Source organism: Pseudomonas sp. LBUM1662 (assembly GCF_059695915.1).
This window is the reverse complement of record NZ_CP166793.1, coordinates 2,912,709-2,937,584: the sequence shown is the minus strand read 5'-3', so window position 1 is coordinate 2,937,584 and position 24,876 is coordinate 2,912,709. Positions and strand designations below refer to the sequence as shown.

General features: G+C 60.4%; 21 protein-coding genes. 7 read left to right on the top strand and 14 right to left on the bottom strand.

Going from position 1 to position 24,876, the window contains the following annotated elements:
- Nucleotides 1-6 precede the first annotated feature (6 nt).
- Nucleotides 7-744 carry a TorF family putative porin gene (locus ACA049_RS13330; protein WP_497336121.1) on the top strand — a complete coding sequence of 246 codons (738 nt, stop codon included), beginning with the start codon at nt 7-9 and terminating at the stop codon, nt 742-744.
- A gap of 1,605 nt (nt 745-2,349) precedes the next feature.
- Here the strand turns inward: ACA049_RS13330 and ACA049_RS13325 are convergent.
- From ACA049_RS13325 to ACA049_RS13275, 11 genes are all read right to left on the bottom strand, one after another.
- Nucleotides 2,350-2,625: a DUF971 domain-containing protein gene (locus tag ACA049_RS13325; protein ID WP_497336119.1), complete on the bottom strand. Its 276-nt coding sequence runs from the start codon at nt 2,623-2,625 to the stop codon at nt 2,350-2,352.
- Nucleotides 2,622-3,584 (bottom strand): HEAT repeat domain-containing protein, encoded by a 963-nt coding sequence (locus ACA049_RS13320; RefSeq protein ID WP_497336117.1) that lies wholly within the window; start codon nt 3,582-3,584, stop codon nt 2,622-2,624. The genes ACA049_RS13325 and ACA049_RS13320 overlap by 4 nt, the downstream gene beginning before the upstream one ends.
- Complete coding sequence (locus ACA049_RS13315; RefSeq protein WP_497336115.1) at nt 3,581-4,429, bottom strand: ABC transporter ATP-binding protein; 849 nt, start codon at nt 4,427-4,429, stop codon at nt 3,581-3,583. Before ACA049_RS13315 ends, ACA049_RS13320 begins: the two co-directional genes overlap by 4 nt.
- The gene (locus tag ACA049_RS13310; RefSeq protein WP_497336113.1) at nt 4,429-5,211 is read right to left on the bottom strand and encodes an ABC transporter permease; all 783 of its coding nucleotides are present in this window, start codon (nt 5,209-5,211) and stop codon (nt 4,429-4,431) included. Before ACA049_RS13310 ends, ACA049_RS13315 begins: the two co-directional genes overlap by 1 nt.
- Nucleotides 5,212-5,350: 139 nt before the next feature.
- A complete protein-coding gene (locus ACA049_RS13305) occupies nt 5,351-6,769 on the bottom strand; it encodes an ABC transporter substrate-binding protein (protein WP_497336111.1) in 1,419 nt (472 codons plus the stop codon).
- A 237-nt stretch (nt 6,770-7,006) separates the two neighbouring features.
- Nucleotides 7,007-7,252 carry a 4Fe-4S dicluster domain-containing protein gene (locus tag ACA049_RS13300; RefSeq protein WP_007946457.1) on the bottom strand — a complete coding sequence of 82 codons (246 nt, stop codon included), beginning with the start codon at nt 7,250-7,252 and terminating at the stop codon, nt 7,007-7,009.
- 25 nt (nt 7,253-7,277) lie between these two features.
- Nucleotides 7,278-9,008, bottom strand: a complete 1,731-nt coding sequence (locus tag ACA049_RS13295; protein WP_497336109.1) for a fumarate reductase/succinate dehydrogenase flavoprotein subunit — start codon at nt 9,006-9,008, stop codon at nt 7,278-7,280.
- Complete coding sequence (locus ACA049_RS13290) at nt 9,005-9,757, bottom strand: GntR family transcriptional regulator (RefSeq protein WP_497336107.1); 753 nt, start codon at nt 9,755-9,757, stop codon at nt 9,005-9,007. The genes ACA049_RS13295 and ACA049_RS13290 overlap by 4 nt, the downstream gene beginning before the upstream one ends.
- Before the next feature lie 118 nt (nt 9,758-9,875).
- Nucleotides 9,876-10,988 carry an NAD(P)/FAD-dependent oxidoreductase gene (locus tag ACA049_RS13285; protein ID WP_497336105.1) on the bottom strand — a complete coding sequence of 371 codons (1,113 nt, stop codon included), beginning with the start codon at nt 10,986-10,988 and terminating at the stop codon, nt 9,876-9,878.
- Between the two features lie 16 nt (nt 10,989-11,004).
- Nucleotides 11,005-12,318 (bottom strand): MFS transporter, encoded by a 1,314-nt coding sequence (locus ACA049_RS13280; protein WP_497336103.1) that lies wholly within the window; start codon nt 12,316-12,318, stop codon nt 11,005-11,007.
- 273 nt (nt 12,319-12,591) lie between these two features.
- On the bottom strand, nt 12,592-13,380 hold the full coding sequence (locus tag ACA049_RS13275) for an SDR family oxidoreductase (protein ID WP_497336101.1): 789 nt from the start codon (nt 13,378-13,380) through the stop codon (nt 12,592-12,594).
- A gap of 155 nt (nt 13,381-13,535) precedes the next feature.
- Between ACA049_RS13275 and ACA049_RS13270 the strand changes: the two genes are divergently transcribed.
- The 3 genes from ACA049_RS13270 to ACA049_RS13260 all read left to right on the top strand — a co-directional run bounded on the left by ACA049_RS13270 (nt 13,536) and on the right by ACA049_RS13260 (nt 16,160).
- A complete protein-coding gene (locus tag ACA049_RS13270; protein WP_497336099.1) occupies nt 13,536-14,702 on the top strand; it encodes an iron-containing alcohol dehydrogenase in 1,167 nt (388 codons plus the stop codon).
- Nucleotides 14,703-14,714: 12 nt separating this feature from the next.
- Nucleotides 14,715-15,029, top strand: a complete 315-nt coding sequence (locus ACA049_RS13265) for an NIPSNAP family protein (protein WP_497336097.1) — start codon at nt 14,715-14,717, stop codon at nt 15,027-15,029.
- Between the two features lie 147 nt (nt 15,030-15,176).
- Complete coding sequence (locus ACA049_RS13260) at nt 15,177-16,160, top strand: cyclase family protein (protein ID WP_497336095.1); 984 nt, start codon at nt 15,177-15,179, stop codon at nt 16,158-16,160.
- Here the strand turns inward: ACA049_RS13260 and ACA049_RS13255 are convergent.
- From ACA049_RS13255 to ACA049_RS13245, 3 genes are all read right to left on the bottom strand, one after another.
- The gene (locus tag ACA049_RS13255; RefSeq protein ID WP_497336093.1) at nt 16,153-17,082 is read right to left on the bottom strand and encodes a LysR family transcriptional regulator; all 930 of its coding nucleotides are present in this window, start codon (nt 17,080-17,082) and stop codon (nt 16,153-16,155) included. The genes ACA049_RS13260 and ACA049_RS13255 overlap by 8 nt on opposite strands.
- Before the next feature lie 72 nt (nt 17,083-17,154).
- The gene (locus tag ACA049_RS13250) at nt 17,155-18,738 is read right to left on the bottom strand and encodes an aldehyde dehydrogenase (NADP(+)) (protein WP_497336091.1); all 1,584 of its coding nucleotides are present in this window, start codon (nt 18,736-18,738) and stop codon (nt 17,155-17,157) included.
- Nucleotides 18,739-18,905: 167 nt separating this feature from the next.
- A complete protein-coding gene (locus ACA049_RS13245; RefSeq protein WP_497336089.1) occupies nt 18,906-19,844 on the bottom strand; it encodes a cyclase family protein in 939 nt (312 codons plus the stop codon).
- A gap of 268 nt (nt 19,845-20,112) precedes the next feature.
- Here ACA049_RS13245 and ACA049_RS13240 point away from each other — a divergent pair, with 268 nt between their 5' ends.
- From ACA049_RS13240 to mgtA, 3 genes are all read left to right on the top strand, one after another.
- Entirely contained in the window at nt 20,113-21,117 is a 1,005-nt protein-coding gene (locus ACA049_RS13240; protein ID WP_497336087.1) for a GlxA family transcriptional regulator, read from the top strand.
- A 345-nt stretch (nt 21,118-21,462) separates the two neighbouring features.
- On the top strand, nt 21,463-21,735 hold the full coding sequence (locus tag ACA049_RS13235; protein ID WP_497336085.1) for a hypothetical protein: 273 nt from the start codon (nt 21,463-21,465) through the stop codon (nt 21,733-21,735).
- A 286-nt stretch (nt 21,736-22,021) separates the two neighbouring features.
- Nucleotides 22,022-24,742 carry a magnesium-translocating P-type ATPase gene (gene mgtA / locus ACA049_RS13230; RefSeq protein ID WP_497336083.1) on the top strand — a complete coding sequence of 907 codons (2,721 nt, stop codon included), beginning with the start codon at nt 22,022-22,024 and terminating at the stop codon, nt 24,740-24,742.
- Nucleotides 24,743-24,876: the final 134 nt, after the last annotated feature.

Here is a 24,876-nt window from a genome sequence, read left to right as displayed (position 1 = left end):
CTCCCCATGAAAGCTTTCACCCTGTTCGCCCTCGGTTCCTTGAGCCTGCTGCCCTTGAGCAGCCAGGCGTTGCCCTTGAATGACGATTTCGCCCTGCTGGTCGACCTGACTCTGGCCAGCGACTACCGCACCCGTGGCATTTCGCAAACCCAGAATGACCCTGCGGTGCAGGCCGGTTTGACCCTGGCGCACAGCAGCGGCCTTTACCTCGGCGCATGGAGTTCAAACGTCGATTTCGGTGGCGGTTTGAAGACCCGACAGGAAGTCGATTACTACGCCGGTTGGCTCTGGCAAATGACCGATGCCGTCAGCCTGGACCTCGGCTATCTCAAATACGCTTACCCCAAGGAAAGTCAGTTCAACCAGGGCGAGACCTACGCAATCCTCAGCGCTTATGGCGTGAAGCTGGCGGCCTATTACTCCGCCGATGCGCCGGGCATCGACAGCAAGCAGAGCTCGCTCTACAGCTACGTTGGTTATGAAACCGAGTTGCCTTACGACACAGGCCTGAAACTGCGCTACGGCAACATGGATTTCAAGGACCCGCACCTGTACACGATGTCGGGCGAAGCCGAAGACTCGTACCGCGAATGGGAAGTCAAACTGTCCCACGAACTGGCCGGTGTGATGCTGGGCTTGAGTTACATCGACACTGACCTGTCGAAAAGCCAGTGCATCAGTAATTGGGGTTATGGAGATGTCTGCACCGCGACCGTCGTGGCCAGCATCAGCAAATCCTTCTAACCCCCACCGCCCCCTGTAGGAACTGTCGAGTGCAACGAGGCTGCGATCTTTTGATCCTGATTATTAAAAAATAAAGTCAAAAGATCGCAGCCTCGTTGCACTCGACAGCTCCTACAGGGGGCGAGGTTGTCAGAAAAGTTGGCTGACACTCGCCACTATGCTCGCGATACACACGTCCCTCTCCGGCCAGACCTGATCCTTGTAGGAGCTGTCGAGTGAAACGAGGCTGCGATCTTTTGATCCTGGTTATTAAAAAACAAAGTCAAAAGATCGCAGCCTCGTTGCACTCGACAGCTCCTACAGGGAGCGAGGCGGTCAGATAGGTTGGCTGACACTCGCCACTATGCTCGCGATACACACGCCCTTCTCCGGCCAGACCGGTTCCTTGTAGGAGCTGTCGAGTGCAACGAGGCTGCGATCTTTTGATCTTGATATTCAAAAAACAAAGTCAAAAGATCGCAGCCTCGTTGCACTCGACAGCTCCTACAGGGAGCGAGGGCGGTCAGATGGGTTTGCTGACACTCGCCACTATGCTCGCGATACACACGTCCCTCTCCGGCCAGACCGGTTCCTTGTAGGAGCTGTCGAGTGCAACGAGGCTGCGATCTTTTGATCCTGGTTTTTAAAAAGCAAAGTCAAAAGATCGCAGCCTCGTTGCACTCGACAGCTCCTACAGGGAGCGAGGGCGGTCAGATGGGTTTGCTGACACTCGCCACTATGCTCGCGATACACACGCCCTTCTCCGGCCAGACCTGATCCTTGTAGGAGCTGTCGAGTGAAACGAGGCTGCGATCTTTTGATCCTGGTTATTAAAAAGCAAAGTCAAAAGATCGCAGCCTCGTTGCACTCGACAGCTCCTACAGGGAGCGAGGGCGGTCAGAAAGGTTGGCTGACACTTGCCACTATGCTCGCGATACACACGCCCTTCTCCGGCCAGACCGGTTCTTTGTAGGAGCTGTCGAGTGAAACGAGGCTGCGATCTTTTGATCCTGATTTTCAAAGAAAGCAAAGTCAAATGATCGCAGCCTCGTTTCACTCGACAGCTCCTACAGGGAGCGAGGGCGGTCAGGAAGGTTTGCTGACACTCGCCACTATGCTCGCGATACACACGTCCTTCTCCGGCCAGACCTGATCCTTGTAGGAGCTGTCGAGTGCAACGAGGCTGCGATCTTTTGATCCTGATTTTTAAAAAACAAAGTCAAAAGATCGCAGCCTCGTTTCACTCGACAGCTCCTACAGGGAGCGAAGTCGGTCAGAAAGGTTTGCTGACACTCGCCACTATGCTCGCGATACACACGTCCCTCTCCGACCAGACCTGATCCTTGTAGGAGCTGTCGAGTGCAACGAGGCTGCGATCTTTTGATCCTGGTTATTAAAAAGCAAAGTCAAAAGATCGCAGCCTCGTTGCACTCGACAGCTCCTACAGGGAGCGAGGGCGGTCAGGAAGGTTGGCTGACACTCGCCACTATGCTCGCGATACACACGTCATTCTCCGACCAGACCGGTTCTTTGTAGGAGCTGTCGAGTGAAACGAGGCTGCGATCTTTTGATCCTGGTTTCACTCGACAGCTCCTACAGAGTTCGGGTCAAGTCAGAGAGGGAGGATCAGGTCAGGTCCGCGAGGTAGGGCCACGGGTAGATTCCGCGGTCGTGGCCGTCGCTGAAGATCAGTTGCAGGCCATAGCCCTGTTGGTTGAGTTCGATCACGCGGATGCGCGCGTCGACTTTCACCGTCAGCCCCTGCAACCGAAATGCACGACATTGCGAACACGGGCACTGTCGGCGCAACTTGGCATGATCCAGCAGCTGCTCACGACCATCCGGCCAGTTCAATCGCAGCTGTTGTTTGCCTTGGGAATTACCAATCGCCAAAGGGTTCATTGCAGCTGACTCAAGGCGATGCGCACGGCTTTGCGCACTTCAGGGTCGCCGTCGTCCTGGGCGGCCTGCAAGGGGGCGATGGCGCCTTTATCGTTCAGTTCGCCGAGGGCCAGCGCGGCTTCCTTGCGCAGGTTGCTGATGCGATGGCCGAGGGTTTCGATCAGCGCGTCGAGGGCCGGGACGTAACGCAAACGGCCGAGGCTGCGGGTGGCGCGCAGGCGGACTTGCCAGTAAGCGTCGCTCAGGGCGTCGACCAGGGCGGCACCGGCGTCTATGTGGCCGACCTTGCCCAACGTCGTCGCGGCTTCTTCGCGCACTTGCCAGGCTTGGTCCTGCAAGGCCTGGCGCAGGGCCGGCAACACTTGCGCATCGGAGGCCAGGCCGAGGGCGCCGGTGGCGGCGCGGCGGACTTCGGTGTCCGGGTCGTCGCTGGCCAATTTTGCCAGGGCCGGCAAGGCATCGAGCTGTTTGAGCCAGCCAAGCACGCCGACCGCTTCGCGACGAACGCCGGCGTCTTTATCGTTCAAGGCAACGATGGCGGCGGCAGCGGCATCGGGAAAGCGCAACTCCCGCAACGCCCTGAACGCGGCGATACGCACGCTGATGTCGGTATGCCCGGTCCACGGCAGAATCACCCTGCCCGCCGCCTCGCTCTTGAGCAGGCTGAGACTTTGCGCAGCCGCGGCCTGCACCGCCGAAGAGGGATCGGTCAGGGCCTGGCATAACGCTTCGACCACCGGCTCGTCCTCCCAGGCTTCAAGCAAGCGCGCGGCCTCGGCGCGGACCTCTTCGGTCGGGTCCTCAGCCAGGCGATTGACCAGCCACATCAAACCGTCCGGTTCTTCGAGGTCGGCCAGTTCGATCAAGGCAATTCTGCGCACGCCGGGATCTTCATCCGTGAGGCGCGGTTGCAGGGCAAGAATGTCGTCGTTGTCGGTTACATCGAATAGAGAGGTCATAGGGCAAATCGCGGCAGTTTGTTTTCAGGAGGCAGTCCGAGAGGGTTCAGGCGCGGCAGCTGCCGACCGTCTTCGTGACGCAGTAATTCGAGGCAATGGCGTTTCAAGCGGGAGAACTCATGGCTGGTCACCAGTTCGGTGGTGCGTGGCCGGGGGAAGTCGAGGCGCAGGTCTTCAATGATGCGACCGGGACGCGAGCTCATGACCAGCAGGCGATCGGCGAGGAACAGCGCTTCATCGATGTCATGGGTGACGAACACCACGGTGGTGCGAATTCGCGTCCAGATGTCCAGCAGCAGTTCCTGCATGTTCAGCCGGGTCAGCGCGTCGAGGGCGCCGAAGGGTTCGTCCATCAGCAACAGACGCGGACGATTGATCAGCACCCGGGCGATCTCCACCCGCTGCTGCATGCCGCCGGAGAGCTGGTCGGGCCAGCGGTCTGCGAAGCCGTCCAGGCCTACCAGCGCAAGGATTTCATCAGCCGCTTTGTGGCGTTCGGTTTTGCCGATGCCGCGCATTTTCAGGCCGAAAGCCACGTTGTCGCGCACGGTGCGCCATGGAAACAAGGTGTGGTGCTGGAAGACCATACCGCGCTGGGGTGATGGACCTGATACCTGCGCGCCGTCGACTTTCAGTGTTCCGGTATAGGACTGCAGATGCCCGGCCAATGCGCCGAGCAAGGTCGATTTGCCGCAACCGGACGGCCCGAGAATGCAGACGAATTGTCCCGGCTCGATCTGGCAGTCGAGGCCTTGTACGGCTTCGAAGGCGTGCTGGTCTTCGCCGAGGACGATGGACAATTGGCGGATGTCGATCCGCCCTTCAGGGGTTTGCATCACGCTCATCAGGCTTTTCCTCGTGGTCGGTGCCACGGCGTGAACAGCCCGCCCAGACGTTTGATCAGCAGGCTGCTGCCCATCCCGAGTACGCCGATCAGCAACATGCCGACGACGATGTCGGCGTAGTTCTGGATGGTGTAGGACTCCCAGGTGTAATAGCCGATGCCGAACTGACCGGAGATCATTTCCGCGGTGACCAGGCAGAACCACGAGGTGCCCATGCCGATGGCCAGGCCGGTGATGATGCTCGGCGCGGCGCCCGGCAGGATTACTTCCAGCAGAATCGCCCGGTGCCCTGCCCCGAGGCTTTTGGCCGAGGCGATCAGCCTTGGGTCGACGCCTTCGACGCCGTGCACGGTGTTGAGCAGGATCGGGAACAGCGCGCCGGTGAAGGTGATGAAGACCATCGACAGTTCCGAGGATGGGAACATCAGGATGGCCAGGGGGATCCAGGCGACGGCGGGGATTGGGCGCAGGACTTCCAAGGGTGGCAGCAACAAGTCCTCGGCCCATTTCGAGCGGCCGATGGCCAGGCCCAAAGCGATGCCGATGACCAGCGCCGCGAGGTAACCGGCGAAGACCCGGCTGAGGCTGCTGCTCAGGTGCTGGGCGAGTTTGCCGGAATCGCCGAGGCCCAGGGCAGCCTGAATCACTGACAGTGGCGTTGGAACATTGGCGAAGGTGACCAGGCCGAGGTTCCAGTGATGGCTGGCGGCGAGTTGCCAGAACAGCAGGCAGAGCAGCAATGAGGCGGCTCTTGGAATCCAGCGTAAATATGATCCAGACATACACATCTCCAGATGACAACCACCCCCCCTGTAGGAGCTGTCGAGTGAAACGAGGCTGCGATCTTTTGACTTTTAAAGACAAGATCAAAAGATCGCAGCCTCGTTTCACTCGACAGCTCCTACAGTGGGATTGTGGGGTTTAGCGGGTGGCAACGGCCTGGGTGGTGGCGTCGGTGAAGTCGAGGACTTTGCCGCCCTGGGCCGTGGCGAATTGTTGGGCCTGGCCTTTGAGCAGGAATGCACTGAGGCGACCCTTGGCGTCACTGGCAAACCACGCCTGATCTGCCAGCAATTTGATCCCGCTGTCACTCGCCTGGGCATATACCGCTCGGATGTTTTTACCTTCGGATTTCAAACTGGCCAATGCGCTGAACGCCGACTCTGCCGAAGCGTATTGCCGGACTTTCGGCTCGCCACGCACCCAGATCTCCGCCACATGGCTGAAGTCGGTGATGGCTTTGCCGCTCGCCGCATCCACGCCTTTGAGCGGCGTCTGCCCGTAGTTGGCCAATTGCGCGGTGTAGTCCAGGTTCGACGCCTTGAACGCGGCGCGGATGTATTGGTCATCGATGAAGGTATTGAGATCGAGCCCACGATCCGCCTTCTTCAACAGCTTGAGGGTATCGATGGCGGTGCCCACGGCCTTACGGTATTCCGGCTTCCAACTCAGGTCGCGGGTTTGCACGCCGAGCGGGCCGTGGAACAGGTAATTGACCTCGGCATCGACGCCGGTGACCTTGGCGATCAGCTCGCTGTACTTCTCCGGTTCAGCCGCCAGCAATTGATTGGCTTCGATGCTGGCGCGCAGGTAAGCGACGACGATTTCCGGGTACTTTTTCGCGTAGGCCTGATCCACCAGCGCGCCGTGGAAGGTTGGCGTATTGGCTTGAGAACCGTCATAGACCTTGCGAGCAAAACCACGGCTCGGGAACAGTTCGGCGAACGGCACGAAGTCAGCGTGGGCGTCGATTTTCCCGGCCTGTAATGCCGAGCCTGCGACTTCCGGCGGCTGGGCGATGATGTTGACGTCTTTGAGCGGATCCCAACCTTGAGCGGCCACGGCGCGCAGCAACATGCCATGGGCGGTGGATGCGAATGGCACGGAAATGGTCTTGCCCTTCAACTCCGCCAAAGACTGCACACCCGAAGCACTCGGCACCACGATGCCATTGCCGCTGCCTTTGATACTGCCCGACAGCACGCTGATGAACAGGCTGTGCTTGCCGGCGGTTTCGAACGCCACCCCGTTGAACGAACCCGGGAAATCGGCCATGGCGCCGAAGTCGAGTTTGCCGGCAACCATCTCGTTGGTCAGAGGCGCGCCGCTGGTGAAGTTCTTCCACTCGACGTCGTATTGGGCGTCCTTGTACTGGCCGTCGTGGGGCAGGTATTTGTCCAGCAGGCCAAGCTCGCGAATCAACAGGCCGCCAGCGGCGCAGTTGATCGTGGTGTCCTGGGTGCCGATGGCAATGCGGATGGTTTCGGCGGAGGCCGATAAGGTAAACGAAGCCAGTACCAGACCGGCAAATGCTGCGCGCAGCGATGTTGGCAAAGACATGGGTGAATCCCCTCGAATCATTTATAGGATGTTCGTCTCCGCCACGATCAGGGCGTGGTGGGAAACGAGGGGTGTTTTGAAGCAAGCGTCCGGGGGTGGCCGGGTAGCGTTTTATGTTGTCTGGGCTGGCCTCTTCGCGAGCAAGCCCGCTCCCACAGATTACCGGGTGTACGCAAGATCTCCGCTTGGCCTCGATCCCCTGTGGGAGCGGGCTTGCTCGCGAAGGCGTCCTGTCAGTCAGCGCAATAAATAAGGGATTTCGACTTTCACGGCACCAGTCGGGCAGTCCTTTTCGCACGGCATGCAGTACCAGCATTCGTCGAAGGCCATGTAGGCTTTCTGCGTAGCCGGGTTGATGGCCAGCAGGTCCATCGGGCAGACGTCGACGCACACGGTGCAGCCTTTGTGGGCGATGCAAAGGTCCTCGTCGACCGTGACCGGCGCGTTGGAGCGGAAGAAGATTTCCTGGGGTTGGTAGGCCATTTCACGGTTCTCTCTTTTGTAATACTCAGGCCGCAAACGCGCCGACCCGCAGCCGGTCGTAGGCCTGCATTTCTTCGGCATCGAGCGGGATGATGTAAGGCTCGACGGCTTTCTTGAAACTGGTCATCTGGCCGTCGTCACCCTTCTTCAGGTGGCAATGGCAGAACCAGTCGCTGTCGTTGCGTTGCGGGTGGTCGACCCGATAGTGGTAAAGCCCCCAGCGACTTTCGGCGCGGAACAAGGATGCGCGGGCGGCCATTTCGGCGCAGTCGCGGATCATGCTGACTTCCATGGCACGCATCAGTTCGTGGGCGTTGTGGGCCTTGATCTGATCGAGGTCGCGCTGGATATCGCTGAAACGTTGCAGGCCGATTTGCATCTTCTTGGTCACTTTCGGCGGTTGCAGGTAGTCGTTCACAAAACGCCGCAGCTTGTATTCCACTTGTGCTGGTGGCAGACCGTGTTCGCGATCCAGTGGCGCGTAGACCCGGGCTTTTTCCGTTTCGATCTGCCGGGCATCAACCGCTGAAAACTCACGACCGGCGACAAAATCCGCCGCGTTGGTGCCGGCAAACCAGCCGTAGGTGAACGCGCCGAGCATGTAGTTGTGCGGCACAGCGGCCATGTCACCCGCCGAGTACAAACCCTTGACCGACGTCTCGGCCTTTTCGTTGACCCACACGCCGGACGCCGAATGCCCGCTGCAAAAGCCGATTTCAGAGATGTGCATCTCGACCATCTGCGTGCGGTAATCGGTGCCGCGATTGGCGTGGAACTGGCCGCGACTCGGCCGTTCGTTGCTGTGCAGGATCTCTTCGATGTTCTGGATGGTTTCCTCGGCCAGGTGATCGAGCTTGAGGAACACCGGGCCGTTGCCGCTTTCGAGTTCCTGGTGGAACTCCCACATCATCTGCCCGCTCCAGTAGTCGCACTCGATGAAGCGCTCGCCCTTGTTGTTGGCGGTGTAGCCGCCCAACGGGCCGGTGACGTATGCGCAGGCCGGGCCGTTGTAGTCCTTGATCAACGGGTTGATCTGGAAGCATTCGAGGTTCGCCAGTTCAGCCCCGGCGTGATACGCCATCGCATAGCCGTCGCCGGCGTTGGTCGGGTTTTCGTAGGTGCCCATCAGGTAACCGGAGGATGGCAGGCCCAGACGTCCGGCGGCACCACAGGCGAGGATCACCGCTTTGGCCTTGATCACATGGAAATCGGCAGTGCGGCAGTCGAAGCCCATCAGACCGTTGACCGTGCCCTCTTCGTCCGTCAGCAAGCGCGTGCAAACGACGCGATTGGTAATGCTGACCCGCGCCCGTTTCAACTGGCGGTACAGGACTTTCTTGATGTCGTGCCCTTCCGGCATCGGCAGCACATAGGCGCCCATGTGGTGGACCTTTTTCACTGCGTAATCGCCGGTCTCGTCCTTCTCGAACTTCACGCCCCAGCGGTCCAGTTGTGAGAGGGTTTCGAAGCTGTGGGTCGCGTAGGCGTAGACCGCCGCCTGGTTGACGATGCCGTCATTGGCAATGGTGATTTCCTTGGTGTACTGCTCCGGTGTCGAGTGGCCGGGAATGATCGCGTTGTTCAGGCCGTCCATACCCATGCTGATCGCGCCGCTGCGTTTGACGTTGGCCTTGTCGATCAGCAAAACCCGCAGATCGCGGTTGCGTTCCTTGGCCTTGATCGCCGCCATTGGCCCCGCCGTGCCGCCGCCGATCACGACGATGTCGTATTCCTGTTCAAGGGTATTTCTACTCATGCCTGATCCCCTTTTTGCCGGTCGATCCGCAAGCGGTACTGGAAGGCATCGCCGCGGTAGTAAAGATGTTCGAAGTCCACGGGAAGGCCTGCGGCATCGTGGGTCAGACGCTCGATACGCATGATCGGCGAACCGGCCTCGACATTCAGCGCCTGGGTCAGGTCGCTGTCGGCCAGCACCGCATCGATGGCCAGGTCGGCATGACCAAGCGCCAAACCGCAGTCGTTTTCGAGGATCAGGAAGATGTCGCGGGTGACCAGGTCAGCCTTCTCCAACCGTTCGCCGATGGCTTGGGGCAAGTAGGTGATTTCCAGCGAGATCGGCTCGCGGTTGATCAGCCGCACGCGTTTGATCTGCGCCACGGTCTCGCCTTCGGCGACCTGCAAACGCTCGGCAACGAGCTTGTCGGCAGCGATGAATTTGAAGCTGCGCAGGCGGTTGATCACCTCGTAGCCGCGACCGGTCATGGACTCGGCCAGGCCTTGCAAGGTGCTGACGTTCTGAAAGGTTTTCGGCTTGGCAACGAAGGTGCCCTTGCCGTGAATCTTGAAGATCAGCCCTTCCTTTTGCAGATCGCCCAAGGCTTGGCGCACGGTGATGCGGCTGACTTTGAACAGCGCGCCGAGTTCGCTTTCGGAGGGCATCTGGCTGTCTTGCGGGTATTCGCCGTCGAGGATGCGGGCGCGCAACACATCGCGCAGTTGCGTGTGCAGCGGGATGCTGCTGAGGGATAGAACGTTATCGGTCATGGCGGATCACTTGTTATAACGAGTTATGACGTGATCTTAAAGAGACACTGCTGGCATTGAGAAATACTGATTAAGCATAAGGTTAGATTCACCAGACGACCGCGGACCTCGGTAGCTGCTACGAGAATTTCGGCAGGCGCTGCACCACCCAGTCGGCCAGCGCCAGGCAGCTGGTCAGGCCCGGAGACTCGATTCCGAACAGGTTCACCAGCCCTGGCACGCCATGCTCGGCCGGGCCGCTGATGATGAAGTCCGCAGCCGGTTCGGTCGGGCCGGTGATTTTCGGGCGGATACCGCTGTAGGCGGGTTGCAAGCTGTCATCGGGCAATGCCGGCCAGTAGCGGCGGATCGCCTGATAGAACCCGTCGGCCCGGCGCGGGTCGACGCGGTAATGGATATGGTCGACCCATTCCACGTCGGGCCCGAACCGCGCCTGGCCGCCGAGGTCGAGGGTCATGTGCACGCCCAGCCCGGCGCTTTCCGGTGCCGGATAGACCAGATGCCGGAACGGCGCCCGTCCGCTGAAACTGAAATAGCTGCCCTTGCACAATCGCGCTTCGGGAACGTGCTGCGACGGCAAGCCTTCGATCCGGCTCGCCACCTCGGGCGCGGACAATCCGGCGCAATTGACCAACTCGCGACAACTCACGGTCATCGGTTGTGCGCCGCCCATGTGCAATTGGAAACCTTGTTCGGTGCAACGGGCGGACAACAGCGGTGTGTGGAAAACAATCGAAGTCCCCGAGGCTTCAGCGTCTGCCTGAAGCGCCAGCATCAGCGCATGGGAATCGACAATCCCGGTGGACGGCGACCAGAGCGCGGCGACGCAGGACAGCGCCGGTTCAAGCGACTGCGCCTGCCCGGCGTCCAACCAGTGCAAGTCATCGACGCCATTGCGCCGGCCCTGCTCCAGCAACGTCCGCAATGCCGCGCACTGGCTTTCATCGGTGGCCACGATCAACTTGCCCAGGCGCTGATAATCAACGCTGCGCTCATCGCAAAAGGCGTACAGGCGCTGCTTGCCCTCCACGCACAACTGCGCTTTCAGGCTGCCGCTCGGGTAATAGATGCCGGCGTGGATCACCTCTGAATTGCGCGAACTGATGCCCACGCCAATGCCCTCGCCGGCTTCGATCAGGATCACTTCGCGCCCGGTTTGGGCTAGCGCCCTGGCCACCGCCAGGCCAACTACGCCGGCCCCGACCACCACACATTCGATATCAACGCTCACCTGCCCTCCACTCATTTCACGCCAGTCCCCGCTCCCGATAATCGATCAGGCTGGAGAATATCGCCAGCAGCATGGCCATGACCACGAAGAAGATCAGCACCAGGAAATACGAGCCGGTGAACTGCACAATCAGCCCGATCAGGATCGGCACGATCACCCCGGCCATGTTGCCGCAGAAATTCATGGTGCCGGCCAGCACACCGGTTTTCGAGGTGCCACCGAGGATCGAGGGAATGCACCAATACATGCCGCACCAGCGAATGAAAAACATCGCCACGCAGAGCAAGCCAATAGCCTTGCTCGCCTCATTGGTGTAAGCCACCGCCAGCATGCACAGCGCCGCAACCAATGCCGAGCCGCTGAACATGCTGCGCATGACCAGGTTGGGCGAGGCGCCGCTGGTTTTCCATTTATCCCCCAGATAACCACCCACCAGTTCGCCAACAAAACCGCACATGAAGATCAGGAACGTCGCACCGCCCATGCTGGAAATGTTCAGGCCGTGGGTCTGGTGCAGGTAGCTCGGCATCCAGGTCAGCAAACCGTAGAACACGCTGAGAATGCAGCAGTAGCCGGCGAACATGGCCAGCACCGAGCGGTCCTTCAGCAGTTCTTTGAGGGGGATGCTGGTCACCGCGCCGGGTTGGCTGACTGTGCGGTTGCCCTCGGTGATGTGCGCCAGTTCCGCCGCGTTGACACCGGGGTGTTCGCCGGGATGGTTGCGGATGTATTTCCAGGCCAGCACACCGGCGAGCATGGTGCCGATGCCGGCGATGACGAAGGCGATGCGCCAGGAATCGAACCAGCCGATCAGTCCGGCAATGATGATTGCGCCGAAGGCACTGCCCAACGGTGCGCCGCCATCGACCAGCACTGCGCCGCGCCCGCGTTCGTTGGGGGTCAGCCAGGCGCCGTTGAGCTTGGCCCCGGCCGGCATGATCGGCGACTCGGCGATGCCCAGGCCCATGCGCGTGATCAGCAGCGTGATCCAGTTGTGCGCACCGGCAGCCAAGGCCTGGAAGGCGCCCCAGGCAACGGTCGCGATGACGATGACGCGCCGGGTCTGAAAGCGGTCCAGCAGCATGCCGCCGGGAATCTGCATCAACGCGTAGGACCAGAAAAACGCGCTGAGCATCAAGCCTTCCAGCGCTGGCGGGATTTGAAATTCACTGGAAATCAGCGGCAAGGCCACCGACAGCGAGGCGCGGTCGATGTAGTTGATGGCGGTCAGCAGTAACATGATGAGGAAGATCCGCCAGCGCACGCTGGTGGGACGCTCGGTGGCAGACGCGGCTGCGAACCGCAGGGTTTCGGTACTCGGATTGTTCATGAGGGGCGCTCTTTATTGTTGTGGAACAAGCGGCCCCACTCTATTCACGCTCACAAGTGCTGAATAATGATGGGATCTGATTGGGGGATCACCAATGGTCATCCCCAAAAAATGCCTGAGACATTTTTGTTGGATTCAAAGGCCTCTTCGCGGGCAAGCCCGCTCCCACAGTGGGCGATAGCGTTCATAGAGTTTCGATACGCCGCCGATCCCTGTGGGAGCGGGCTTGCCCGCGAAGAGGCCGGTTTAATCAACACTAAACCGGCAGACTAGTCAGAAGGTCCCCGGGTAGCTGCCGCCGTCGAGCAACAGGTTTTGCCCGGTGAGAAAACCGGATTGGGCGCTGCAAATGAATGCGCAATAAGCGCCGAATTCATCGGGCTGGCCGAAGCGTTGGGCCGGTACATTTTTACGCCGTTGCTCGGCGATGCTCTCAACGCTGGTGCCATTGGCCTCGGCGGCGGCACTCAGGGTCTTGTGCAAACGCTCGGTTTCGAACGGCCCCGGCAGCAGATTGTTGATTGTCACGTTGTGCCCGGCCAGCCGCGACTGGCGTGCGAGCCCGGCGATGAAACCGGTCAGGCCGCTGCGTGCGCCGTTGGACAAACCCAGCACATCAATCGGCGCCTTCACCGCGCCAGAGGTGATGTTGACGATGCGCCCGAAACCCCGCTCGGTCATGCCATCGACGCAGGCCTTGATCAGCTCGATGGGCGTGAGCATGTTGGCATCCAGCGCCTTCAACCAGTCTTCGCGCTGCCAGTCACGGAAGTCACCCGGTGGCGGGCCGCCGGCGTTGTTGATCAGAATGTCCACCTGCGGACACGCCGCCAGAACCTGCTCGCGCACCGCGGGCGTGCTGATGTCCCCGGCCACCGTGCGCACTTCGATGCCTGGCGCCAGGCTGCGCAATTCTGTAGCGGCGGCCTGCAAGGTTTCGTCGCCACGGGCGTTGATCACCAGGTTGACGCCCTCCTTCGCCAAGGCCCGTGCACACGCCAATCCCAAGCCCTTGCTGGCGGCGCAGACGATGGCCCAGCGACCCGAAATACCCAAATCCATGACGGTGCTCCTGACAGTTGGAAAAACCTCACGTTACCACCGCCAACCGCCTCACCGGGGGATGACAAAGGGTGATCGGCGGATCAGACCTTTTCATTATCGGCCGCCTCCCACGCTTATTACTGTCTGCGGACCAATAAGAACCGGAGAAACCCATGAACCCGTTCCAGTTTTATTTCCCCACCACCTTGAAGAGCGGCAACGGCCTGGTGCGTCAGGCCGGCGCATTGCTCAAGCCCCATGTTCGGAAAAAACTGCTGGTGGTCACCGATGCAGGGCTGATGGCGTCGGGCGTGATGGAAGGTTTTTTCGCTTCGTTGGCCGAGAGTGACATCGGCTATGAAGTGTTTTCCGGCGTCGAGCCCAACCCCACCACAGACGTGCTGGAACGCGCCGTGGCCTTCCTGAAAAACCACGACTGCGACTCGGTGATCGGCGTCGGTGGCGGCAGCAGCATCGACACCGCCAAAGGTGTGGCAGCCATGGCCACCAACCCCGGCAACATCCTCGACTACGAGGGCTATGACAAGCTGCTGCACCCGCCCCTGCCGGTCTTCGCGATCCCGACCACCTCCGGCACCGGCAGTGAATGCACCGCCTCCACCGTATTCACCAACACCAAGACCCTGTTCAAAACCGTGATCATCAGCCCGGCGCTGTTTCCGACACTGGCGATTCTCGATGCCGAACTGACGCTCAAGCTGCCGCCGTCGATCACCGCCGCCACAGGCATGGACGCCTTGACCCACGCCATCGAATCCTATGTATCGAAGCAGGCCAACCCGGTCAGCCAGGCCCTGGCGCTGCAAGCGATCAAGATGATTTGCACGCACCTGCCGAAAGCCTTTTTCACGGGCTCCGACCTGCACGCACGTGAACAGATGCTGCTCGGTTCGTTCCTCGCCGGGGTCGCGTTCGCCCAATCGAAACTGGGCAATGTGCATGCGATCTCCCACACCTTCGGCGGCGTCTTCAACATTCCCCATGGCATCGCCAACGCCACGCTGCTGCCCTACGTCATCGAATACAACCTGGCCGCCTGCCCGGAGCTGTTCCGCGAGATCGCCATTGCCATGGGCGAAGACGTCGACGGCCTGAGCCCTGCCCGCGCCGGGCACAAAGTGATGGAGCACGTGGTGGCGCTGAACAAGGCCATCGGCATTCCCGACACCATCAAGGACCTGGGTGTGGACCTGGATTACATGCCGCAAATGGTCAGCGACTCGATGCGCAGCGGCAACGTGCTGGTCAACCCACGCCTGACCACCGCCGCCGACATCGAACGAATCATCAGCAACGCCTGGCACGGCATTCACTCCTGAGAGACGACTCCCATGTTTTACGAAATGCGCACCTACACGATTCAAATCGGAAAAATGCAGACCTACCTCAAGCACTTCGAAGAGGCCGGGCTGCCGGTGATCTCCCGCTACACCACGCTGGTGGGCTGGTGGTACACCGAAATCGGCGAGCTGAATCAGGTGATCCACATCTGGGCCTACGAGAGCCTCGATGAGCGGATCAAGAAACGTGCGGCGCTGTATCAGGATCCGGACTGGCTAGAAGGCTTTGTGCCGAAGGCGTTCCCGATGCTGGAGAAAATGGAATCGAAACTGCTGATTGCCGCTGATTTCTCCCCGATCAAATAACCCCTGACCGCCACCGATCCTGTAGGAGCGAGGCTTGCCCGCGAAGGCGGTGTGTCAATCACGATGATGTCGACTGACACTCCGTCTTCGCGGGCAAGCCTCGCTCCTACAGGGCCGGGGACGCCTGATAGATCCTAGGAACCCCTCATGTGCGACCACAACCCCGATAACACCGCCGCCGACCGTTCTCCCGACATCAAGACCTTGCTCGAAGGCCTGCCCACCAACTGGGGAAAATGGGGGCCGGACGATGAAGTCGGCGCCCTGAATTACCTGCAAAGTGCAGAGATCCTGCGCGGTATCGCCTCGGTCCGCCAAGGCAAGACCTTCACCCTGCAAGTGCAGATCGGCCACCCCAAGGGCGAACCGTTGTGGCCCGGCCGACGTCCGTCGATGCGCGTCAACGTGCTGGATAAGGGCCACTTCCTGGCGGGCAAGACTCACTTCGACGGCCACGTGGAATACGCCGATGACGTGATCTTCATGCACCTGCAAGGCTCGACCCAATACGATGCGCTGGGCCACGTCTGGCACGACAACAAACTGTGGAACGGCTACGACGCCATGAGCACCATCGGCAGCATGGACAAGGCCAGCATTCTGCCGATTGCCGAGCGCGGGATTGTCGGCCGCGCGGTGCTGATCGACATGGCGCGTCATCGCGGCAAAGCGGTACTGGACAAGGGTGAGACCTTTAACCACCTCGACCTGCAGGCCGCCGCCAAAGCACAAGGCATCGAGATCCAGAAGCGCGACATCCTGATCATCCGCACCGGCTGGATCGGCTCGTTCTACGAGCGTGAATCGGAAGAGTTCTACAAGGATTTCGCCGAACCGGGCCTGACCTTCAGCCGCGAGCTGGTGGAATGGTTTCACCAGATGGAAATCCCCAATCTGGTCACCGACACCATGGCCAACGAAGTGGCGGTCGACCCGACCACGGGCGTGCTGATCCCGCTGCACAATGCCCTGATGCGCAACCTGGGCGTGACCTTTACCGAAGTGGCCCTACTCGATGATCTGGCCCGCGATTGCGCCGAAGACGGCCAGTGGCAGTTCCTCTACACCGCCGCGCCGCTGAAGATTGTCGGCGGGACCGGTGCGCCGGTGAATCCGATTGTGATCAAGTAATCAGGTCTTGCTTCAGCTCGTTGATCAGCAGGGTCGCCGCCGGGGACAGGTCGGCGCCGGCCCGACTGATCACGCCATAAGGCTCGATCAGCGCGCGCATGGACACCGGCAGTTTCACCAGCAAATCGTGTTGCTCGCAGAACTCGGCGACTTCCACCGGGATCACCGCCAGCAAGGTCGGGTCTTGCTGCACCAACAGAATGGTGGCAAAGGTCGACGAGGTTTCCAGCGGATACCGCGGAATCTCCAGCCCCGCCTCATTCAACTCACGCTCCAGGGCCTGACGCATCGGCATGTCCTTGGGGTAGACCACCCAGCGGTAATCGCTCAACTGCGACAACTGCAACGACTCGGCACGGGCCAAAGGATGGTCCTTGCTGGCGACCACCGCCAAGGGCTCTTCGCTGAGTTCGATGCAGTCGTAGGCGTCCGAACGCTGGCCGACGCTGGTGCGACAGATCGCCAGGTCCAGCCGCCCCTGGTCCAGCAACCCGAGCAACGTGGCGCTGGTGTTTTCCACCAGTTCGACGGACAGCTCCGGTTGCTTTAGCCGTAATTCGGTCAGCGCCCGGGTCAGCAACGGCACCGCGCCCATGATCACGCCTACCGACAGCCGCCCGCCCTGGCCCTGCATGATGCTGAGCATTTCCTCGCGCAGGTGCTCGACATCGCTGTAGATCAGCCGCGCATAACGAATCATGCAACGGCCCATTTCATTGGCGACCAACCCTTTGGGCTGGCGTTCGAACAGCGGCATGCCGAGCAACGACTCGACTTCATGCAACGCCTTGGTGGCGCCGGACTGGGAAATCGAGATCTGCTCGGCGGCCTTGTGCAACGAGCCGCGATCGTCCAGCGCGATCAGCAACCGCAGTTGTTTGAGTCGAAGGCGAGAAGCAATGCTGCCAAGGGAAGGAACCATGTCGGTGTGTGCTCGATTCAATGGACAATTCCGTCAAGGCCCACGCCAGCATCTGCCGACGTGGGAAGATGTTCAGCTCAGGGCCGCCCTGCTCCACTGGCCGTCGACCAGTCGATTGAGGCCCAGCGGGTTAGCGTTTTGCAGCGCCTGGGGCAGGTACTCATCAGGATAGTTCTGGTAGCAGACCGGCCGCAGGAAGCGATCAATGGCCAAGGTGCCAACCGAGGTGCCGCGCGCATCCGAAGTGGCCGGATACGGTCCGCCATGCACCATCGCATCGCTGACTTCGACGCCGGTCGGGTAGCCGTTGAGCAGCAAGCGTCCAACCTTGTCTTCGAGCAGCGGCAACAGGTCGCTGAAGCGGTCCAGGTCCGCCGGTTCGGCAATCAGCGTGGCCGTCAGTTGACCGTGCAAACTGTCGAGTACGGCGCGCAGTTGTTGCGGGTCGGCAACCTCCACCACCACCGTGGCCGGGCCGAAAATTTCTTCCTGCAACAGCGGATCGCCGTCGAGCAACAGTTGTACATCGGCCTTGAACAGTTGCGGTTGTGCCTTGGATTCACCTTGTGGCTGACCCGCCAGGTGATCGACCCGGTCGTGGGCCGCATTGTGTTGCAGGCCTGCACGATAACTTTTCAGCGCGCCGGCGTTGAGCATGGTCTGGGCCGGTTGGCCGCCCATGTTCTGCGCGAAGACTTCGAGGAACTCGCTGAACTGCGGCGAGCGCAGGCCGATGATCAGGCCGGGGCTGGTGCAGAACTGGCCGCAGCCGAGGTTGATCGACGCGGTCAGTTCTTCGGCGACTTTGCCGCCACGGGTGTTCAGCGCTTCGGGCAGCAGGATCACCGGGTTGATGCTCGACATCTCGGCGAACACCGGGATCGGTTGCGGCCGTGCGGCGGCCAGATCGGACAGCGCCCGACCGCCCTTTAATGAACCGGTGAAACCGACGGCCTTGATGCCCTCGGCCTTGACCAAGGTCTGGCCGACACCCGCGCCGTAAATCATGTTGAACACGCCCGAAGGCATGCCGGTACGCTGTGCCGCACGCACGATGGCGTTGGCCACACGATCCGCCGTCGCCATGTGTCCGCTGTGGGCCTTGAACACCACCGGGCAACCGGCGGCCAGCGCCGAGGCGGTATCGCCACCAGCGGTGGAAAACGCCAGGGGGAAATTGCTCGCGCCAAACACGGCGACCGGGCCGACGCCGATGCGGTACTGACGGATGTCCTGTCGCGGCAGCGGCGTGCGTTCAGGCAGTGCCTGATCGATCCGCGCACCGAGAAAATCACCGCGCCTCAGCACCTGGGCAAACAAGCGTAACTGCCCCGTGGTGCGACTGCGCTCACCGCGAATCCGCCCCTCGGGCAACGCGGTTTCCTGGTACACCAGCGCGATGAAATCGTCGCCCAGTGCATCGATTTCATCAGCGATGGCGGTTAGAAATTCCGCGCGTCGCAGCGGCGACAGTTGCCGAAACGGCGCAAAGGCTCGCGTGGCGGCCTTCACTGCCAACGCGACTTCCTGATCATTGGCCTGATGAAAAACGTAAGGCAGCGGCTGCCCGGTGCTGGCGTCGAAACTTTGCAACGTCTCGCGACCCAGGGCGCTGCGCTGCCCGTCGATAAACTGCTGGCCCAAAATAGCAGACATCAAAAACTCCCTCGCCCGCGTTCGGCAGGCGATCACTCGAATTGAAGGGGTACGCCCAAGGCGCACGCTTCACTCTATTGGCCGGGGTGATGGGCAACAAATGACAACAACGGGCCGGGGGATGAGTGTTTGTCATCCCCCGACCGGTCATGGGTGAGCAATTGATGTCAGTGAATCGCAACCGGGTTGATATTGACCTGGGTCGAGCCCTTGTACAGCGGCTGTCCTAGAACAAACATGAACTCCCAGGCCTTGTCTTTCACCAGCGCACGGCTGTCGATCAGCTCAAGGTTGTAGATGCCGTTCTTGGCCAGCATGAATTGGTTGACCGGGAACTCCTGGCCGTCTTTCGCCGGGTAGATTTCCGAAGCCCAGGTGTCGCCGCCGAACGCGACGATCTGTTTGTCCGCCAACCATTTGGCCGCGGCCATGCCGATGCCCGGTTCCACGGCGAGGAATTTCTCGTTGTCCTTGCCCAGCAGTTCCAGCCAACCTGTGTTGAACAGCACCACGTCGCCCTTCTGAATGCTGATGCCTTGCAGGTCCAAGGCCTTCTGGATGTCGGCGACGCTGAACTCGGTTTTCTCCGGCACGATGGCGCTGCCGTAGACCGCGGTCATGTCCAGCACCACGCCACGGGTGACGATGGGCGGGACTTTCTCGATGCCGAGTTTCTTCACGCCTTCGACGGTGACGAAGTCGGCGGCGCGGTTGCCGTTGTAGTAGACGTTGTCGATGCCAATGTGGCCGATGCCGTTGAGTTGGGTGCCGACACCGGTCCAGCCGACCACCAGTTCATCGTTGAAGGTGAATTTGTTCGGTCCCATGGTGGTGCCGCCCGCCTCGCCTGGCTGGATGTTGGTCAGGTGAAAGCTGCGGTGACGGAACGCTGGCAGGGTTTTGTCGATGGGCACGGCCAGCGGGTAGGTTTTGCCGGTCTTGATCAGTTTCGAGGCGTTGATCACTGACTCGGCGTTCAGCAGATTCAGCGCGCCGATTTCATCGTTGGCGCCATATTTCGAGGGATACCATTTTTCGCTGTCCGCTGCTTGGGCGGCATTGAGGGTGAACAACAGGGCAAACGGCAGTACCAATCGGGTCAGCATGAGCGGGTCCTTGTGAGGTTGCAGTGGACCCACGGTACGCAGCCTGCTTGTGGGGAAACAGACAGGGATGGGCAATACAATTGTTCTGGATTGTCACGAGTGGCTCACTCTCACAGATGAGTGTCATCTCCCTGGTAATGTGTTTGGCTGGCGGGGATTCATGGGGCCGGCAGCCATTTCGTCGTGTGGCGGTTGATCTCTGCCGGCCGCAATGACATAAACCCCGGAAATCCGGCCGTTTGAATCGGAGTCGCTGACAGCCAAGACCATGAACGAAATAACCCGGACACCTCACCCCGATCAGCCGCGCGCTATCGTCTTCGTCGCGTTCCCGCAGATGGGCCTGCTGGATCTGACCGGGGCGCAAACCGTGTTCTGGGCCGCCTCCAAGGCCTTGGCCGAGCGCAGTTTGCCGAGTTACATCCGGCACACCGCGAGCCTCACCGGTGGGTTGATTCAGACAGCGGAAGGCCTGGCGGTAGAGACCTTGCGATTGAGTGACCTCGACCCACATTCGATTGATACCCTGATCGTCCCCGGCGCGCCGGATATTCGTCATGCGATGGACAATTCCCAGGCGTTGGTTGCCTGGCTGAAATCGGCAGCGGTCAACGTCAGGCGCACCGCTTCCGTGTGCAGCGGCGCTTTCCTGCTGGCGCAAGCCGGTTTGCTCGACGGCCGTCGCGCGGCGACCCACTGGGCGATGTGCGACATGCTCAAGCGGGGCTTCCCGTCGATTGAAGTCGACAGCGATGCGATCTTCATCCAGCAAGGTTCGGTGTGGACGTCGGCGGGTGTCAGCGCCGGGATCGACCTGGCGCTGGCACTGGTGGAAGCCGACTGCGGCCGGGACGTGGCGCTGGAGGTTGCCCGGGAACTGGTGGTGTTTCTCAAGCGCCCCGGCGGGCAGGCCCAGTACAGCCAATTGCTGCAATCGCAGACCGAAGACGGTGCGGCCTTCGACGATTTGCACCTGTGGATCGCGCAGAACCTGAGCAGCGAAAAGCTGACTGTCGAAGCGCTGGCCGACAAGGTGCAAATGAGCCCGCGCAACTTTGCCCGGGTCTACAAACTCAAGACCGGCCGCACCCCGGCCAAATCCGTGGAAGTGCTGCGACTGGAAGCTGCCCGACGCCTGCTGGAAGAGTCCGAGCGCAACATTGATCAAATCGCCCGGCAATGCGGGTTTGGTGATGAAGAACGCATGCGCTTTACCTTTCAGCGCAACCTTGGGATTTCGCCGAGGGATTATCGTAATCGCTTCCCCCGATAATCACAGGGCAGGCAACTAACTGTCATTTAGCTGAACCGGTTCCAACTTCAATATGAAGATTCGATGTTTTTCCATTTAACTCGGCATTTAGCGGGCATTGAAGGTTGACTTCACTTACCTCCCTGAGTAAATTGCCCGGGCCTTCGACGAAGGCCTTTTTTCAACTCACAAAAGAATCCAATGGACACAGTATCTAGTCGCTGTCGGGTCACTGCGAATTCGCGGAACCTGGCACATAACCCAGTAAATGACGGGACTCGACTTTTCGGTCGGGTGAGCTGCGCTAGAGCTTGATGCTCCACCGTAACTTGCCTCACCGGCGTCCGTCCGGTCCAGAGGCATGTTATGAACTTCAAAACCACCGTAATGCCGGGCGTACGCGCCTTTGCATCGACCATGCGGGTCAAGCTGTGCCGTGAGCGTCTGCTGGCGACTCGGGTCAGCGCCCCGTTTTCCACTGCTTCCCCTGCCAAGGCACACCCTCGTGCCAACTGGCGCGTCTGCCCGATGACGGGTCGGCTTCAGCAACGCTGGAGCTTCGACGACAGCCAGGAACCACCGAGTCGGCGCATCGCGCGAATGCTCGGTCTGACCCTCGGGGCCAGCACTTTCAGTTAACCTGAAGGCACTTCAAAGTCCTTCCACCAACGGCTTCCTTAATAAGGAATCCGGCAACTTCTTATTGCCTGTTAAAACACAAAGTCATTGGAGTTAGTTATGGACGAAGCCAGTAGACGGTTCGCTGCGCCTCAACTTTCCGTTGAGACGCAGCGAACGTTAAAACACAAGAAAACAACACTTCCGAAATTGATCGCCTGTTTGCGACTCGACATACATTCGCTCGCCTATGAATAGATGAGTGGACAGTGTGTCGTGCCGCAAGACGGCGGCAGGAGCACACACCATGACGACTGTAAAAACGCCGAAAACTCGCGCCAAAGGCGCCAGCAACGACAACGCCAAACTGTCGATGCGCGCCGCCCGGGAAGCGCAAAACGGCCTGGCCGTGACCCTCGCCAATCTCAACGCCACCCCTGACGGTTTGACCGAACTCGAAGCCGAAGGCCGGCTGGCCCGCGCAGGCTTCAACGAAGTCGCCCACGACAAGCCGCCTCACGCCATCGTCCAGTTGCTCAAAGCCCTGAACAATCCCTTCATCTATGTCCTGCTGACCCTGGCCGGCATCAGTTTCTTCACCGATTACTGGCTGCCGATCAGCCAGGGTGAAGGCGACGAGGCGGACCTGACCAAGGTCATCATTATCATGACCATGGTCACCCTGAGCAGCCTGCTGCGGTTCTGGCAGGAATACCGCTCGGCGAAATCCGCCGAAGCCCTCAAAGCCATGGTGCGCACCACGGCGACCGTGCTGCGGCGCGGACAAAACGGCAACCGCCCGGTGCTGCGCGAAGTGCCGATGCGCGAACTGGTGGCCGGCGATATCGTCCAGCTCAGCGCCGGCGACATGATCCCGGCGGACATTCGCCTGATCGAATCCCGCGACCTGTTCATCAGCCAGGCAGTGCTGACCGGCGAAGCCTTGCCGGTCGAGAAGTACGACACCCTGGGCGACGTCGCGCAGAAGTCGGCGAGCCACAGCGCCGCCGATCAATCCAACCTGCTGGACCTGCCGAACATCTGCTTCATGGGCACCAACGTGGTCAGCGGCACCGCCAAAGCGGTGGTGGTCGCGACCGGGCCGCGCACCTATTTCGGTTCGCTGGCCAAAGCCATCGTCGGTTCGCGGGTGCAAACGGCCTTCGACCGAGGGGTGAACAGCGTCAGCTGGCTGTTGATCCGCTTCATGCTGGTCATGGTGCCGATCGTGTTCCTGCTTAACGGTTTCTCCAAGGGCGACTGGAGCGACGCATTCCTCTTTGCCCTGGCGGTCGCGGTCGGCCTGACCCCGGAAATGCTGCCGATGATTGTCAGCGCCAACCTGGCCAAAGGCGCGATGGCCATGGCCAAGCGCAAAGTGGTGGTCAAGCGCCTCAACGCGATCCAGAACTTCGGTTCGATGGACGTGCTGTGCACCGACAAGACCGGCACCCTGACCCAGGACAAGATCATTCTTGAGCACCACGTCGACAGCCACGGCCAGCGCGACGACAAGATCCTCGAACTGGCGTGGCTCAACAGCCATCACCAGAGCGGGCTGAAAAACCTGATGGACCAGGCGGTCGTGCAGTTCGCCAACGCCAATCCGAAGTTCCGGGTTCCGTTCGCCTACAGCAAGGTTGACGAGTTGCCGTTCGACTTCGTCCGTCGGCGCCTGTCGATCATCGTCAAGGACAGCCGCGACGATCACCTGATGGTGTGCAAAGGCGCGGTCGAGGAAATGCTGACCATCGCCAGCCACATTCATGAGAACGGCACGGTCGTGGCGCTCGACGAACAGCGCCGCAAAGACCTGCTGGCCCTGGCCAACGAGTACAACGAGGACGGTTTCCGGGTGCTGCTGGTCGCCACCCGCGAGATCCCGAAAGCGCAGAGCAAAAACCAGTACACCACTGCAGATGAACGCGAGCTGGTGATTCGCGGCTTCCTGACCTTTCTCGATCCACCGAAGGAAACTGCGGGCCCGGCGATTGCAGCGCTGCGCGACATGGGCGTGACCGTCAAGGTGCTGACCGGTGACAACGCCGTGGTCACCTGCAAGATCTGCCGCGAGGTCGGGCTGGAGCCTGGCACGCCGCTGCTCGGGCCGGACATCGAGAACATGGACGACACCACCCTCAAGCTGCGGGTCGAAGAACGCACGGTGTTCGCCAAGCTGACGCCGCTGCAAAAATCCCGGGTGCTCAAGGCGCTGCAGGCCAACGGTCATACCGTGGGCTTCCTCGGCGACGGCATCAACGACGCCCCTGCCCTGCGCGATGCCGATGTCGGCATTTCGGTGGACAGCGGCACCGACATCGCCAAGGAATCGGCCGACATCATCCTGTTGGAGAAGAGCCTGATGGTGCTGGAGGAAGGCGTGCTCAAGGGCCGCGAAACCTTCGGCAATATCATGAAGTACCTGAACATGACTGCCAGCTCCAACTTCGGCAACGTGTTCTCGGTGCTGGTGGCCAGTGCGTTCATTCCGTTTCTGCCGATGCTGTCGATCCACCTGCTGCTGCAAAACCTCATGTACGACATCTCTCAGCTGTCGCTGCCGTGGGACAAGATGGACAAGGAATTCCTGCGCAAACCACGCAAGTGGGACGCCAAGAACATCGGCCGTTTCATGCTGTGGATCGGGCCGACCTCGTCCGTCTTCGACATCACCACCTTCGCGCTGATGTGGTACGTGTTCGCCGCCAACAGTGTGGAAATGCAGGGCCTGTTCCAGTCTGGCTGGTTCATCGAAGGGCTGCTGTCGCAGACGCTGGTAGTGCACATGTTGCGCACGCAGAAGATTCCGTTCTTCCAGAGCACGGCGGCGTTGCCGGTGATTCTGATGACCGGGTTGGTGATGGCGCTGGGTATCTACATTCCGTTCTCGCCACTGGGCACGCTGGTCGGCCTGCAACCACTGCCATGGGCGTACTTCCCTTGGCTGGTAGGCACCCTGCTCAGCTACTGCGTGTTCGCGCAGATCATGAAGACGATCTACATCCGCCGCTTCAAACAGTGGTTCTGAAGCACTGAACCCTGCACGAGCTGTATAGGAGCTGTGTAGGAGCTGTCGAGTGAAACGAGGCTGCGATCTTTTGATCTTGCTTTTAAAAATCAAAGTCAAAAGATCGCAGCCTCGTTTCACTCGACAGCTCCTAC